General features: G+C 46.7%; 12 protein-coding genes, 1 tRNA gene and 3 pseudogenes. 7 read left to right on the top strand and 9 right to left on the bottom strand.

Going from position 1 to position 15,293, the window contains the following annotated elements; translation table 11 throughout:
• The first annotated feature begins 171 nt into the window (after nucleotides 1–171).
• From gdhA to DW083_RS00765, 3 genes are all read left to right on the top strand, one after another.
• Nucleotides 172–1,506 carry an NADP-specific glutamate dehydrogenase gene (gene gdhA, locus DW083_RS00775; RefSeq protein ID WP_115497933.1) on the top strand — a complete coding sequence of 445 codons (1,335 nt, stop codon included), beginning with the start codon at nucleotides 172–174 and terminating at the stop codon, nucleotides 1,504–1,506.
• Between the two features lie 251 nt (nucleotides 1,507–1,757).
• Nucleotides 1,758–2,912 (top strand): DUF362 domain-containing protein, encoded by a 1,155-nt coding sequence (locus DW083_RS00770; RefSeq protein ID WP_122331093.1) that lies wholly within the window; start codon nucleotides 1,758–1,760, stop codon nucleotides 2,910–2,912.
• The gene (locus DW083_RS00765; protein WP_122331092.1) at nucleotides 2,909–3,673 is read left to right on the top strand and encodes a DUF6599 family protein; all 765 of its coding nucleotides are present in this window, start codon (nucleotides 2,909–2,911) and stop codon (nucleotides 3,671–3,673) included. Before DW083_RS00770 ends, DW083_RS00765 begins: the two co-directional genes overlap by 4 nt.
• Before the next feature lie 6 nt (nucleotides 3,674–3,679).
• On the opposite strand, the gene ruvC is transcribed toward DW083_RS00765, so the two are convergent.
• Nucleotides 3,680–4,237 carry a crossover junction endodeoxyribonuclease RuvC gene (ruvC, locus tag DW083_RS00760; protein WP_122331091.1) on the bottom strand — a complete coding sequence of 186 codons (558 nt, stop codon included), beginning with the start codon at nucleotides 4,235–4,237 and terminating at the stop codon, nucleotides 3,680–3,682.
• On the bottom strand, nucleotides 4,234–4,548 hold the full coding sequence (locus DW083_RS00755) for a DUF4286 family protein (protein WP_122331090.1): 315 nt from the start codon (nucleotides 4,546–4,548) through the stop codon (nucleotides 4,234–4,236). Before DW083_RS00755 ends, ruvC begins: the two co-directional genes overlap by 4 nt.
• Nucleotides 4,549–4,631: 83 nt before the next feature.
• Here DW083_RS00755 and DW083_RS00750 point away from each other — a divergent pair.
• Nucleotides 4,632–4,705, top strand: a tRNA-Ala gene (locus DW083_RS00750).
• 65 nt (nucleotides 4,706–4,770) lie between these two features.
• On the opposite strand, the pseudogene DW083_RS00745 reads toward DW083_RS00750, so the two are convergent.
• The 4 genes and pseudogenes from DW083_RS00745 to DW083_RS00730 all read right to left on the bottom strand — a co-directional run bounded on the left by DW083_RS00745 (nucleotide 4,771) and on the right by DW083_RS00730 (nucleotide 9,956).
• A pseudogene (locus DW083_RS00745) lies at nucleotides 4,771–6,344 on the bottom strand (sulfatase).
• 162 nt (nucleotides 6,345–6,506) lie between these two features.
• Nucleotides 6,507–7,859, bottom strand: a complete 1,353-nt coding sequence (locus DW083_RS00740) for a Gfo/Idh/MocA family protein (RefSeq protein WP_115497927.1) — start codon at nucleotides 7,857–7,859, stop codon at nucleotides 6,507–6,509.
• Nucleotides 7,860–8,030: 171 nt separating this feature from the next.
• Nucleotides 8,031–8,821, bottom strand: a pseudogene (locus DW083_RS00735) (porin family protein).
• 13 nt (nucleotides 8,822–8,834) lie between these two features.
• The gene (locus tag DW083_RS00730) at nucleotides 8,835–9,956 is read right to left on the bottom strand and encodes a PCMD domain-containing protein (protein WP_122331089.1); all 1,122 of its coding nucleotides are present in this window, start codon (nucleotides 9,954–9,956) and stop codon (nucleotides 8,835–8,837) included.
• 176 nt (nucleotides 9,957–10,132) lie between these two features.
• On the opposite strand from DW083_RS00730, the gene DW083_RS00725 reads away from it, so the two are divergent.
• The 3 genes from DW083_RS00725 (at nucleotide 10,133) to DW083_RS00715 (ending at nucleotide 12,408) form a co-directional block, all read left to right on the top strand.
• Nucleotides 10,133–11,446 carry a Gfo/Idh/MocA family protein gene (locus DW083_RS00725; protein ID WP_122331088.1) on the top strand — a complete coding sequence of 438 codons (1,314 nt, stop codon included), beginning with the start codon at nucleotides 10,133–10,135 and terminating at the stop codon, nucleotides 11,444–11,446.
• Between the two features lie 106 nt (nucleotides 11,447–11,552).
• The gene (gene mscL, locus DW083_RS00720) at nucleotides 11,553–11,975 is read left to right on the top strand and encodes a large-conductance mechanosensitive channel protein MscL (RefSeq protein ID WP_115497924.1); all 423 of its coding nucleotides are present in this window, start codon (nucleotides 11,553–11,555) and stop codon (nucleotides 11,973–11,975) included.
• Nucleotides 11,976–12,174: 199 nt separating this feature from the next.
• Complete coding sequence (locus DW083_RS00715) at nucleotides 12,175–12,408, top strand: hypothetical protein (RefSeq protein ID WP_147382074.1); 234 nt, start codon at nucleotides 12,175–12,177, stop codon at nucleotides 12,406–12,408.
• On the opposite strand, the gene map is transcribed toward DW083_RS00715, so the two are convergent.
• The 3 genes and pseudogenes from map to DW083_RS00700 form a co-directional block, all read right to left on the bottom strand.
• Entirely contained in the window at nucleotides 12,409–13,269 is an 861-nt protein-coding gene (map, locus tag DW083_RS00710) for a type I methionyl aminopeptidase (RefSeq protein ID WP_115497922.1), read from the bottom strand.
• A gap of 33 nt (nucleotides 13,270–13,302) precedes the next feature.
• Nucleotides 13,303–14,312 (bottom strand): annotated as a pseudogene (locus tag DW083_RS00705) (AI-2E family transporter).
• 73 nt (nucleotides 14,313–14,385) lie between these two features.
• On the bottom strand, nucleotides 14,386–15,246 hold the full coding sequence (locus tag DW083_RS00700) for a phospholipase A (protein WP_122331086.1): 861 nt from the start codon (nucleotides 15,244–15,246) through the stop codon (nucleotides 14,386–14,388).
• Nucleotides 15,247–15,293: the final 47 nt, after the last annotated feature.

The raw sequence follows: 15,293 nt of genomic DNA, 5'->3' as shown, positions 1-15,293 counted from the left end.
TGCTCCTGAATTTGAGCCAACCTCTTCCGGAGAAGTACCGGAACAACGCTTGAAAAACATTGTTCAATAACATAGAAAATAACTATCAAAAAGTAAGCAAAATACTTTGCCAACCCAGGTTATTGCCTACATTTGCAAACAGAATGTTATCTAAAAAAGAAATTATATACTATGAAGACAGAAGTCATCTTATCAGCATTGGAAGCAAAACATCCGGGCGAAAAGGAGTATTTGCAAGCAGTAAAAGAAGTTCTTCTTTCAATTGAAGAAGTGTACAACCAGCATCCCGAATTCGAGAAAGCTAAAATCATCGAACGGTTGGTTGAGCCGGAACGTATTTTCACTTTCCGTGTACCCTGGGTAGACGACAAGGGGGAAATACAAGTAAACCTGGGATATCGCGTACAATTCAACAATGCGATCGGCCCGTACAAGGGAGGTATCCGTTTCCATCCTTCGGTAAACCTGTCCATCCTTAAGTTCTTAGGCTTTGAACAAACTTTTAAGAATGCATTGACAACATTGCCGATGGGTGGTGGCAAAGGCGGTTCCGACTTCGCTCCCCGTGGTAAGAGTGACGCTGAAATCATGCGTTTCTGCCAGGCATTCATCCTCGAACTGTGGCGTAACCTGGGTCCGGACCGCGACGTTCCGGCAGGCGATATCGGCGTAGGCGGACGCGAAGTAGGTTATATGTACGGCATGTATAAGAAACTGGCTCGTGAAAACACCGGAACATTCACTGGTAAAGGAATGGAGTTCGGCGGTTCTAACCTCCGTCCCGAAGCAACCGGTTTCGGTGCCCTTTACTTCGTTCATCAGATGCTGGAAACTCACGGTATTGATATAAAAGGTAAAACGATTGCCATCTCCGGTTTCGGTAACGTAGCATGGGGTGCAGCAACGAAAGCAACCGAACTGGGCGGCAAGGTCGTTACAATCTCCGGACCGGACGGTTATATTTACGACCCGGACGGTATTTCGGGCGAAAAGATCGAATATATGCTGGAATTGCGTAATTCGGGCAACGACATCGTAGCTCCTTATGCTGACGAATTCCCCGGTGCAACGTTCTATCCTAACAAGAAACCTTGGGAACAGAAGGTGGATATCGCTCTTCCGTGTGCAACCCAAAACGAACTGGATGCAGACGATGCACGCAAGCTGATCGAAAACAAGACTCTGTGCGTTGCCGAAGTATCCAACATGGGATGTACGGCCGAAGCTGTCGACCTCTTTATCGAACACAAACAGCTCTTCGCTCCGGGTAAGGCTGTCAATGCCGGCGGTGTTGCAACTTCCGGCCTGGAAATGACACAGAATGCCATGCATATCTCCTGGACGGCTGCAGAAGTAGACGCCAAATTGCATCAGATCATGAGCGCCATCCACGAACAGTGCGTAGAACACGGCAAGGACGGCAAATACATCAACTATGTGAAAGGTGCCAATATCGCCGGCTTCATGAAGGTAGCCAAAGCTATGATGGCGCAAGGTATTGTATAAAATCAATGTGTATTCAATATACGTAGAGAATGTGTCTATGAAAGGAGGATGTCTGTAATGTACAGGCATCCTTTTATTTTTTAAAACCATGATAGTATTTAACCTCCGGCTCTCATCGGAGATTCACATTTTGCCAGATATGGAACGAAGAGTCCCCTTCAGCTCTTTGTTTTCCCACCATTAATTCGTACATTTGTCTCACGTGCTATCCGGGATAACACTACGAACATTAACTTTAATTGAATAAAGCCATGCAAAGAAGAAACTTTTTCCGTTCCATCGCGCTGGGAGGTATGACAGCCGCCCTTTCCCCTATTGCCAAAGCGGTTCCCCTGCAGGATCAGGAGAAACAAAAACCGGCAACAAATATAAACGAAGCAACCGCCATCCCCCGGACAGCCCATTCCATGCCGGGCAAATATCCGGGTAAGGTAGTCAAGACCAGCCATCCGGGTTGCATCGTAGACGGACAGCCTTCGGAAACGGTTGCCTATGAGATGTTGAAAACCTCCATGCTGAATCTGACCGGTCAGGCAGACCTGCGTAAAGCATGGCTCGAACTGGTCGGCCCGCAGGATATCATCGGTCTGAAGGTAAACCCGATCGCCGGAAAACTCCTTTCCACCTCGCATGCCGTTACCCGATCTATCATCAAACAATTGGAAGAAGCGGGCATTCCCCGAAAGAATCTAATCATCTGGGACAGACGCGAAGAAGACCTGAAAGAATCCGGCTTCACGGAAGAAAATTATCCCGGCATCAAGATTATCGGCACGGAATATCAGGACGTAGACGGCAGCTATATCGACAAGGACGGTAAGTTTTACGGAGAAAGCCGGATCGACAAATCGCAGTCGTTTTTCGTAGACCTCGAAGGCGAATATGATGCCTACACGATGCCTTATATGATAAACGGAGGAAAGCATTCTTACTTCACCAAGATATGTACGGAGATGGTCACCAAAATCATCAATGTCCCGGTCATCAAGAACGCGGGTTCCACAATCACGGTTTGCATGAAGAACCTCGCTTTCGGTTCGATCACGAACACGGCGCGGCTCCACGGACCGATGTGGCACGACACCTGTGCCTGTGCGTGCGCTTTCCCGCCCTTGCGCGATAAGGTCGTGTTGAACATTGCCGACGGCTTGACCGGATGTTTCGACGGAGGTCCGTCTGCCAACCCTCAGTTTATCTGCCACTACAATACGCTTGTCGTAGGAACCGATCCGGTTGCGACAGACCGTATCTGCTACGACATCGTCCTCGCCAAACGAATCGAGGAAGGCATACAGGACGGCGAAAAGGCAGGCTCGCGCGCTTTTATGGAGACAGCGCAGGAGCTGAAACTGGGCGTTGCCGATAAAGACAAAATAGAACTCAAGGAAATAAATCTGCAAGCATGAACAAATATCTGATAGGACTCCTGTTCACCCTGCTTGTCCCGGTTACGCTCTTCGGGCAAGCACCTGAGGTCAAACGCGAACGGATATTTACCGGCACAGGCCTGTATGGCTTTATGAACGGGGGCGCAGACCAGTTCCTGGAATACGGGGTTAGCAAACTGGTCACACGGGATGTCGTCTATAAAGGGAACGAATATACGATCGACATTTACGATATGCCGACAGCTGAAGATGCTTTCGGTATTTATTCCCTGCATATCTTCAAATGCAGCCGGGCGGACACATTGGGCTGCATCGATTGCCTGGCTCCCTATCAACTGCAGGCGGTAGCCGGGAACAAATACGTGTCCGTCGTGTTTCCTTCGGGTTCCGAAGATGCAAAAAGCAAGGTCGACGAGCTGATCCGCCTGTACGTACCTTTGGATAGTAAAGAAAATCCCCGGATACCGGAAGCACTTGGCCTGTCGACTCCCTACTCCGGAAAGTTGAAACTGCTGCGCGGTCCGATCTCCATATCCGGTGTAAGTATGCCTCTCGCCAATTTGGTGAAAGACATCTCTTATTCGGGCATCTGGTACATCGCCGACAAGCCTGCCAAAGGTTATCGGGCACTCATAGAAGTGACAGACGGGAAAGAGGTCGGGAAGTTAAAAAATAAAGTCGAAGCATCGGACATTCTTCAATCCGGCGATACCTACCTATTGATCAAAGGTCATGAAAAAGAAACGGAGCAGGACGACCACGGAGGTTTCGGCTTCTGACCGGTCTTAGCGCACTTTGCCCGGGTTCTTGGCGATAAAGTCTTTCCATCCCGTGTACTTCTTCTCCTGCACGGGATTATTGGTCTGGAAATAGTGGCACACGGCTGCCGCCAGACCGTCTGTTGCATCCAGCTGCGGCAACATGGATTCTTCCGGGATATGCAGGAAACGCTGTAGCATTCCGGCAACCTGTTCCTTTGCCGCATTTCCGTTTCCGGTAATGGACATCTTAATCTTCAAAGGGGCATACTCGAAGATCGGGATATCCCGTTCAAGAGCGGCCGCCATCGCAACTCCTTGGGCACGTCCTAACTTCAACATACTCTGTACGTTTTTGCCGAAGAACGGGGCTTCGATAGCCAGTTCGTCCGGATGATACTGGTCGATAAGTCCCAATACGCGTTCGAAAATCTTACGCAGGCGCAAGTAATGGTCCTCATATTTATTCAATTGCAGGATACCCATTGCTTCCAGCTTGGGCTTATTACCTTCAATCTTCAGGACTCCGTATCCCATCACAATCGTTCCCGGGTCGATCCCCAATATAATACGGTCTTTTGTCATTTCTCCCAGTCTATCTCTTCCAGTAAAGTACTAAAACCGGCTATCTTATGGCCAAAACGGGCAACCAGTTCCTTATGAAGACGGCCTCCCTCATTCTGCAACCAGAAATTCAGCGTATCGACATTCTTCACATGAAACTGCACAGAGAAGCTCACCCCCTCTTCCGCCTCCGTATGCATCACCCGCCGCAGGCACGGGCGTTGCAGAAAGCCACTTGCTATTGCTTTCGGCATATACTGTTTCTTCAGATAATCCAGGCCTTCCTCCTGAATATCTTTTTCTATATGGAACGTTGTATTGTAGACTATCATCTTATTTTTGATAAAAATTCTAAGACAAAGATAGTGCTAATATCAGGAAAAGCCCTATATTTGCACTCGAAAATAAACGCTACGGGGCATTAGCTCATCTGGCTAGAGCGTCAGACTGGCAGTCTGAAGGTGATCGGTTCGAGTCCGATATGCTCCACAAATTCACTACTATTCAATAAAAAAGGCATTCATTTCTGAATGCCTTTTTTGTTTCTATCCATCTTACTTCTTTGCATTTGCCAGCTCCGACTCGATCGGGTCGTCATATTGTTTTTGCAATTTATGAAGTTCCGTTTTGAGGCTGTCGATCAGGGATTCATTGCCGGGTTCGTTATAGATGTTGTGCATTTCCTGAGGATCGTTTTGCAGATCGTACAGTTCCCACACGTCGATGTCATTGTAGAAATGCATTAGTTTATAGCGGTCGGTACGGACACCGTAATGGCGTTTCACGGCATGTTCCGCCGGATATTCATAATAATGATAATACAGGGAAGTACGCCAGTCTTTCGGTTTTTCCCCTTTCAATAACGGCAGATAAGAATCGCCTGGATGTCTTCGGGAACGGGAGCACCGGCCAGTTGCAGGAAAGTGGCGGCATGGTCGATGTTTTGAACCATTTCCGGAATATCGCCTTTCACTCCACCCGGGAAACGAACCAGCATCGGGGTACGGAAAGACTCTTCATACATGAAACGCTTGTCGAACCAACCGTGTTCGCCCATATAGAAACCCTGGTCGGAGGTATAAACGATAATCGTGTTCTCCAGCAAACCGTTTTTCTCCATATAGTCCAATACGCGGCCCACATTACGGTCTACGGAATGGATCACACGCAGGTAATCATGCATATACTGCTGGTATTTCCATTCGGCCAATGCTTTGCCTGTGAGTTTCTGCTCTTTGAACTTCTTTATGATCGGGTCGTAATGTTTGTCCCAGGCTGCTTTCTGCGCCGGAGTCATCCGGTTATACAACGCACGGCCGTTAGCTTCCAATCCGGTTGTCGTATGGATCTCGTTTTCCTTATCCGCCATCTTCAGGTCATAGACAAGGTCCATATCTTTGATAATATTCATTTCCTGTTCGGAAGCGGCGATACGGCCTTCGTATTTGTCATAGAACGTTTCCGGAATCGGATAGACAATATCGTCATACAAGTCCAGATCGCAAGTATCTGGCATCCAGGTACGGTGCGGAGCTTTGTGATGCAGCAGGAGGCAGAACGGTTTGTCTTTATCACGTTTGGTATCCAACCAATCCAAAGCCAGGTCGGTCGTAATGTTCGTTGCATAGCCTTCTATCTGTTTCTTCTCCCCGTTGTCAATAAAATAGGGATTATAATAATCACCTTGTCCGGTCAGGATGTTCCAATAGTCGAACCCTGTCGGATCGGATGTAAGATGCCACTTTCCGACGATGGCAGTCTGGTAACCGGCCTGCTGCAAGAGTTTCGGAAAGGTTTGCTGGCTGCCGTCAAAACGTTTCGTATTATCGGTAAAACCGTTTTTATGGCTGTGTTTACCTGTCAACAGGCAGGCACGGCTGGGACCGCTCAACGAGTTGGCGACAAAACTGTTCGTAAACCGTACGCCCTCGTTCGCAATCCGGTCTATATTCGGCGTTTCAATAAAACGATGGTCGTAGGCGCTGATTGTCTGATAAGAATGATCATCACACATGATGTAGAGAATGTTCATAGGTTTCTCCGGTACCTCTTTTTTGTCCTTTTGGACACAGGCAGGAAGAGCAACTACTGCCAATCCCGTCAAAAGAAATAGTTGATTAGTTTTCATGATACATTATGTTTTTTGTCTGGATTTTGCAAATTTAAACAGAGCTGGCGGAATTATCACTATCGCAGGTGGAAAAATATAAAAAAAGAGGGTGCGTCTGTAAACAAATAAACCGGACGCAGACAGCGCTCGCCTGCGTCCGGTAAATACTTTCTATTTTCCTTATTTATGGCAATACGGCAATTTATACGGATTCCGATATTCGTACCAGTACAAGCGGTGCGCCTGTGCTTCTTTATCACCTTCAAAGCTCAGGGTTGCCGGATTCCAATGAACCGGACGGCCCAATTCGCGGGCGATATTCTGCAAGCAGCAAAGCGTATTCGTACTGCAACCGACCTCAACCGGAGCAATCGGGTTCTCGCGTGAACGGACGCAATCGATAAAGTTCTGCATATGCGGAGAACTTACTTCATATTCGCCTTTACCGACTTTCTGTTCTTTCTTCGGCAACAGGGAAGGATCCGAGCATTCGATATAGCCACGAGCCACTTTCAACCAACCCTTGTCGCCGACAAACTGTATTCCCTGTGCATTCGGATTGTCTTCACGATAAGGCTGTTCGGTCATCACGATGCCATTCGCATATTTCATGGTTGCATATTTCGTTCCTTTATATCCGGCCGGAATAAACTCTACCGGACCGGAACCATCCATACCGATAGCCGCCTGTGCAATGTCAAACATATGTGCACCCCAGTCTGCCGTATATCCGTTTCCGGTTTCCTGATACCAGCGCCATGCGCCCCATAACTGTTCATTCTGTTCGGGTTCAAGCGTGATAGGAGGACAAAGATCGGGATGATAATGTATCTTCGGATCGTTCAACGGTCCCATCCACTGGTTGAAGTTCAGATTACCGGGAACATCCATTTCCGGCAAGTCCAGTGGTTTGGGAGGCTCACCGACACGGGCATAAATCTTTTCGATATGGCCGATCTTGCCGGCGCGGACCAATGCGATCGCATCCTGAAATTCTTTGCTCGAACGCTGCTGGCTACCGATCTGGAACACGCGGTTATTATCGCGTACGGCACGGGCCACGGCCAAACCTTCCGTAATGGTATAGGCCAACGGTTTCTGGCAATAAACATCCTTGCCGCTCTGGCAGGCATGGATGGCAACCAAGGCATGCCAATGGTCGGGAGTCGCAACTTCGATAACATCGATATCCTTACGATCCAGCAAGTCTTCATAGAACTCATACATATCGCAACGGGGAGCCACATTCAGCGATTTCTGCCAAGCTTCGGCACGACGTTTGAAACGTTCCCGCTTCAACGAGTCTACATCACAACATGCCGCCACCTGTACACCCGGACAAGTAGAGAAACTCCGGAAGTCGGACAAACCTTGCTGCCCTAATCCGACAAATCCTAAAACGACACGATCACTCGGTGCGATACGCACACCATTAACAGCCCAACTGGGCAGGATAGTCAAACTTGCCAATCCAAGAGCGGAAAGGCCGAGGAACTCTCGACGGGTTACCCCTTTCTTAGTGTTTTCTTTCATGGTAATTCAAAATATATTGGACTAAAAAATTAAATCAAAGGCAAATATATTAATTAAAATCGGAATAATGAACTGTTACGAAAAAGATGTCTTTTAATAATATAATTATGGCTCTCCCATTTCATAATGATGAATCAGGAAAGCCACAACAATGAGTATAAAATATGTGCCTTAAAAGGCGTATCCGAAGCTACATTCAGGTAAATCGGATACATGGCAAACGTAATCGTTTCGAAATCTTTCCGGAAGATATCGTTCAGCCCCCAAGTCAGGTCTGCACAGACGTTCAAGTGCTTGAAAGCACGCCATTCAGCCCCCAACTGCGCTCCCCACTGGAAACGGCGGAGGTTTTTCGAGAAATCGTACGACGCGCTCTTGCCGTCTTCAAAAACAACCTTACTCCCCGTCGGATCTCCCTCACGCAGATAACCGTCATAGACATTTCCCGAGAAATCCCCTTCCAGCATATAAGCCAAATACGGGCCGAGGCTCATGCTGAAACGAGGATTGAACTGGTGAGTCGCCAAAACAGGGAAAGAGAGGTAAGAATTCTTCACCTTTGTCTTTACATATCCCGTCCAGTTCCCCTTTACAATCTCGCCTCCATCTCCGATAATCTCCATTCCGTAATTCTTAACCCGTGCATCGGTATTCATTCCTTTATTATCGAGACGGATACCGATCCGCATGCCCCATTTCCTTTCGGCATCGAACCATTTGGTTACATTTCCTTCTATCGCCACGGCGAGAGTCGGATTATAGCCTGTTATCTCACGGATTTCAACCGGCAAAGGTAGTGGCGCCGTACCGCCGATATTAAACCCGGCTTTTATTTCATACTCCAGGCCAAGCAGGGCCGATTTGATAATTCCCTGATTCCGGTCCATCTGCCCAAAAGCAGGAAGTGTCGCCAACGACAAGGTCAGCACACAGATATAGATAGATATGATATTCTTCTTCATTTTGTTCTTCGTTTTAATTGTCGGCAGCATAAATCAATTCCACTTCATCGATCAGCAAAGTGCTTCCGGGGGCACCCCGGAAATAATTGCCTTCTCTACTGGAAGAGAAGACGATGGAGACATTATAGCCACCGGCTTTCAGCTTCTCACGATCGATTGTCTTTCCGGATTTCATCACAAAAGGAATATAAAACTCCGTCCACTCGTCCGTTTCTTTCCGGTCTTTATCGTCCAACAAAGCGACAGACACCAGGTTCGGGTGCGTATAATTGTCCTCGACAATGGTTCCGTCAAGATAACGGACTTTGTCGGTTACTTCGTAGAAGATAGCGTAGACATCCCAAGTATCCTTCTTGTCTGGTACGGGCTTGCCTTTTTCTTCAAATGTTTCCCCTGCTTTATACTTATAATATCCTTTCAGGTAAGTCGGGACATGCTCGAACGGCATGCCGAGACGGGTTGCTTTCAAGGCATTAGTCAAGGCACTCAACACATCGAATGTTCCCATAAAAAGGTTACCGGCAGCAATCGGCATACCGACTTTTGAGCCAAAATCACCAGTAGACTTGGTTTCCAACCGTACGCCTTTTCCTACTTTTCCTTCTTCCATCGAAGAAGTGGGAAAACTGGCCGGATCTTTCGTACCTACTCCCGTGATGGCAAAACCGGAATTACCGCTCGCCCAATCTATCGTATTACCTGTTGTCTTATCCGTATCATAGAATACATCATATGTATAAGCCAAACTTTCGACTTTACGCACTTCCTCAAAATGATATTCGGTACTGATACCTGCAATCTGATATGATACCTGATACTTTTTCTTCCAGTTTCCATCTTCCGATGTCACCGTATAATATTGCGGAGTCGTGAAATCGCGTTCCGTACCGCTGGTCGGAGAAATCGTTGCACCGGGAGTCAAGGTAAACTCCGGAGCCTGATGCTTTAGATCGATATCAGCCCTTACCATCAGCGTCACTTTATTATTCTCGATGACCGGATCCCTTTTCAGTATATCGGCAGGAACTATACAAGTTAATATATCAGCTTCGGCATTCGGGGCTTCGTCCCGTATACACGAAACCAAAACAAGCCCCATCAAAAGACAAGTAATTAAATGCGTTCTTCTCTTCATTTGTTTGTGTTATTGAAATTATTAGCCTCTGTTAATGCAAACCAGCCACAAAAATACGTTCCTTTTCCTAAAATGCCATTGCATTTATGTTTTTATCACAGTTTTTATTGTACTACTCACCTTTTATTCATACATTTGGCTCAATAACTTATTAATATAATCTAATTCATAAGACCATGACAACACGCAGAGACTTCATCCGGCAAGCCACTTTATTAGGCGCCGGAATGACAATGAGTCCTTTCTTTATTAATGCAACCCCTGGAAATGTTGGAGCGAACGACAAAATCCATGTCGGCCTGATCGGCTGTAACGGGATGGGATTTGAAGATTTGAAAGCATTCCTCCGCAATCCGGAAGTAGAATGTATCGCACTGTCGGACATAGACGAAAGCGTACTGAATAAGCGAGCTGCCGAGACCGAAAAGATTACCGGGAAAAAAGTAAAAAACCTCTACAAAGATTGGCGCAAACTGATTGATAACAAAGATATCGACGTCGTGATCGTCGGCACTCCCGACCATTGGCACTGCCTGCAAATGGTATCAGCTTGCCAGGCGGGCAAGGACGTCTATTGCGAAAAGCCGTTGGGCAACAGCATCGAAGAATGTAACATCATGATCCGTGCCGCCGAAAAATACAATCGCGTCGTACAGGTCGGCCAATGGCAACGCAGCGACCCGCACTGGCAAGACGCCATGGCTTTCGTACATGGCGGGCAGTTGGGAAAAATCCGTACCGTACGCGTATTCTCTTATCAGGGCTGGTGTCCTTCCATCCCGGTTAAGCCGGACGAAGCTGTCCCGGCCGGAGTAGACTACGATATGTGGTTAGGCCCGGCACCTAAACGTCCTTTCAACCGCAACCGTTTCCACTTTACGTTCCGCTGGTTCTGGGATTATGCAGGCGGTCTGATGACAGACTGGGGCGTGCACCTGCTTGACTATGCTTTGTACGGGATGAATGTAACGGCTCCGAACTCTATCATGGCTTCGGGCGGCAAATTCGGTTACCCGGACGATGCTTGCGAAACACCGGACTTATTACAGACGATCTATACTTTTGACGACTTCACCGTCATGTGGGATCATGCAATCGGCATCGATGACGGAGCTTACGGACGTAATCACGGCCTGGGATTTGTCGGAGAGAATGGGACACTGGTCGTAGATCGCGGCGGCTGGGAAGTAATCCCCGAAAAGGTAAACGGTAAAGCCCGCATGGAAGCTGTTCCGTTGAAGAAATCGTACGGCGAAGGCGGATTGAACCTGCATGTCAAGAACCATCTGGAATGCATCAAGTCGCGCAACCGTAACTGTAATGCCAGTATCGAGATCGGCGCCCATATCGCCAAGTTCTCGCAGTTAGGAAACATCGCCTACCGTACCGGCAAAAAGCTGACCTGGGACGGCAAGAGCTTCCACGATGCAGAAGCCGACAAGTACTTGTGTAAAGAGTACCGGGCTCCTTGGGAACTACCGAAAATCTGATTTTCTGACTGATAACGGCTGATGCTGGGAGTAAACCCAAAAATAGTTTTGATAATCCATAACTAAATGTTTACTTTTGTAGTTATAATACAAAAAGGTAAAAGCTATGGGGAATATATTACAAGAGTTCAAACAGTTTGCCATGCGCGGAAATGTGATCGACATGGCTGTGGGTATCATTATTGGCGGCGCTTTCGGCAAGATCGTATCATCAATTGTAGGTGATCTTATTATGCCCGCCGTCGGTTTGCTAATTGGCGGTGTAAATTTCACCGATCTGAAAATCGTATTGAAACAAGCAGTAATGGAAGGCGATAAGGTTGTATCACCGGCTGTTTCCATTAATTACGGAAACTTCCTGCAGGTCACTTTCGACTTCATCATTATTGCATTTGCAATCTTTATGTTGGTAAAAGGAATCAATGCCCTGAACCGGAAGAAAGAAGAAGCACCGGCAGCTCCGGCTCCTCCACCAGCCGACGTACAGTTGTTGACAGAAATCCGGGATTTATTGAAAAAGAATCAATAACAAATATAAAGGATGTCGTTTTTCGACATCCTTTTTGTTTTAAACCATTCCTAATTGTCTATATTTGCAGATATCGAAAAACGAAATTCAAACATAGACTGACATGATCAAGAAACTACTACTTCTCTTTATTCCTATATGCATATTCACATCTTGTTATACCACCAGGATGAAAAATGAATGGAAAGCCGATGATAATATGCAAAAAGTCAGAATCGGCATGACCAAAGAAGAAGTTATCTCTATAATGGGAGACACATACAAAGTGATGGAAGCCAAGCAAACGGCAGACGGTTATCAAGAAGTAATCGGATATGTAGATTTGCAAAACGGCATCTATCGTCTCCGCCTGTCAAACGGCAAGGTGGCAGAATGGGACTATATCCTTCCGCCAGCTCACAGACACAGCGAGAACACCTCGACGAGTAATTGACTAATCCGATAATATTTCCAGCCCCGTTTCCGTCATCAAAAACGTGTGTTCCCACTGCGCGGAAGGCAATTCGTCTTCCGTCACGACTGTCCAGCCATCTTCTTCGTCGATAAAGACCTGCCACGTACCCATATTGATCATCGGTTCGATGGTAAACACCATGCCGGGAACCAATAACATTCCGGTTCCTTTCCGGCCGAAATGGCAGACTTCCGGCTCTTCGTGAAACTCCAGCCCGACACCATGCCCGCACAAATCGCGAACGACAGAGAAACCGTTTTTCTCGGCATGACGCTGAACGGCATTTCCTATATCGCCGACAAAACCGAAAGGTTTAGCCGCCTGCATCCCCACTTCAAGACATTCTTTTGCGACCCGCACCAACTTTTCTTTCTCCGGTGTAGTTTTACCGATGACGAACATACGGGAAGCATCCGAATAATATCCGTCCAGGATTGTAGAGACATCCACATTGATTATATCTCCCTCCTCCAATATTTCATCTTCGCTGGGAATCCCATGGCAAACCACCTCATTGACTGAAGTACAAACACTTTTCGGAAATCCTTCAAAGTTGAGAGGCGCAGGAATAGCCCCATGGGAAACGGTATAATCATATACCAACTTGTCGATCTCGGCCGTAGACATCCCTGCTTTAATCTCTTTTGCCACCAGGTCGAGGACACCGGTATTCACCACGCTGCTCCGGCGGATTCCTTCTATCTGCTCTGCTGTCTTGATTAACTTACGGGAGGGAACCAGATGGCCTTTATTCTGGAAGTAAAGTACTTTTTTGTCTAACTCGGTAAGAGGCTGCCCTTTAATGATATGCCAATTGTTTTTAACTCTTCTGCTATACATAGCTTTATTCTTTTATACACACAAAGGTAACGGTTATCCGGCATTTTCCAGATACTTTTCCTTGAATATATTGAAACAAAGAATAAAGATAGAGATCAGAAGCGGACCGAAGATAATTCCCATAAACCCGAAGAGAGACAAGCCAATTATCACCCCGAATATAGTAATCAACGGATGTGTATCCGCCATCTTTTTCTGCAAGACAAAACGGATCAGATTATCCACATTCGTAACGACGATCAGCGCATAAGCCGTCAGTCCGAGCGCATTTACCCAATCGCCTGTCAGCGCCATATAAAGAGCAAGCGGAAACCAGACCAACGCCGTCCCGACAACCGGAATGATCGTCGCAAAGCAAGTCAGAAAACCGAATAGGAAAGGGCTCGGCACATTAAATATCCAATAGCCGATCAAAGCGATCACGCCCTGGATTATGGCCAACAACGGGATACCGATCGCATTGGACGTTACAATCATATTGATTTCGCTCAGGACATTCTTCTTGTTTTCGTCGCTGAAAGGCAGGATACTATACACATATTTCTCCATCTTGCCCCGCCGATCAACATAAAATAGAGAATAAGCACCAGGACCGCCACATTGATGGCAAACCCGCTGATACTTCCCATCACCGTTTGTCCGATCTTCGGCAAGATGGAAACGGCCGACATCAGGTTAGAGGTGTCGAGCACATCATACCCGGTACGCTGTTCGATCAGGCTTGCGACATGTTCGATCGACTTGACCAGTTGAGTCGGGTCCAGGTTAAAGTTTTGCAGTTTGCTCACAAACAGCCAGACGGCCAGTGATAAAGGAATCAGGAAACAAAGAACCGCCTCCAAGAGGAGAAGGAAAGCGACGAAACTCCGGTTCAAATGCTTCTTTTCCGTCAGATATAACATTTGTTTCCTCACCAGTATATAAATGGTGGAAGCCCCCAATATTCCACCCAGAAAAGGAATAAACTCGACAAAGAGAATAACACCCAATACAATAATAATTGCAATCAGGGAGAATCTCCAATACTGTTCTTTTAAGCTCATGTTGTTATTTCGATTTATTATACCTTATACCTATATAAATAACAATATGGGAGCAAGGTTGTTTATCATCTCCTTAATAAAGACTGAAGTCAGTCGGCTTGATTACAAATCCGATTCTCAACATACTCTTGAACTTATTATATTCCAGCAGGTTTTCTCCGAATCCGTTATAATATTGCAGGAAGAAATACTGATTCTCGTTATTGTTGAATTTATAGCTCAGCTCTACCTGGGAATTGAAACTCGTCCAGGTCTTACGTTTGGTCAGGATCACGCCACAATTGAAACGGCGGTTATTGGTCCGGTAATTAGCTGCCACTTGAAAGATACCGTTATACTTCAGCAAGTCTTTGTTGTATTTGCCGTCTACGATCGGTATCCAAGTCTTGAACTGCGCCTCCCAATTCCGGGAGAGCGTTATGGCAACGGCAAAAGTCACTTTATTCCAGCTGCGGGAAGCGGTGCTGTCTTTCCCGTTCGACTCGTGTTCAAACATCAGGTATCCTTTTCCTATATATTTATTATGGGAGACAATCAGGTGCCCTAAGCCGATACCGGGATTAAAATTCAGGTCTTTCATCGGCAACGATTCCTGAAAGACATTCCAAAAGGCTTTCTGGGTATATTGGATAAACAGATACGTATCGAACGGCAGCTTACTTTTTGTCAACCGTTGGGCGATGCTCAACTGGAATTTCACATCCGAATTGGCAGCAGTCGGTTTGTGACCGATCGTCGTACCTCCGACAAAATAGTTGTCTTTGAACAAAGTGAAGTACGGCATTTTGTCTAAAACGGCGCGGACACTATCTGCATTATATGCATTCGCCACGATCTTTTCTCCGATGGTCTCTCCTTTTTTCTCCTGTGCCGACACCCGGCATGCCATCATGGACAGAAGCAGGAGCATAACGATTTTTTTCATAAAATGCATCAAGTTTACTTATCAATAAAGATATACGCAAATATAGGCGAATCTTT

It is taken from the genome of Parabacteroides sp. AF48-14 (genome assembly GCF_003477465.1).
GTDB classification, from domain to species: domain Bacteria; phylum Bacteroidota; class Bacteroidia; order Bacteroidales; family Tannerellaceae; genus Parabacteroides; species Parabacteroides acidifaciens.
Note: the sequence above shows the minus strand (reverse complement) of the source record. Positions and strands in the feature narration are given on the sequence as shown.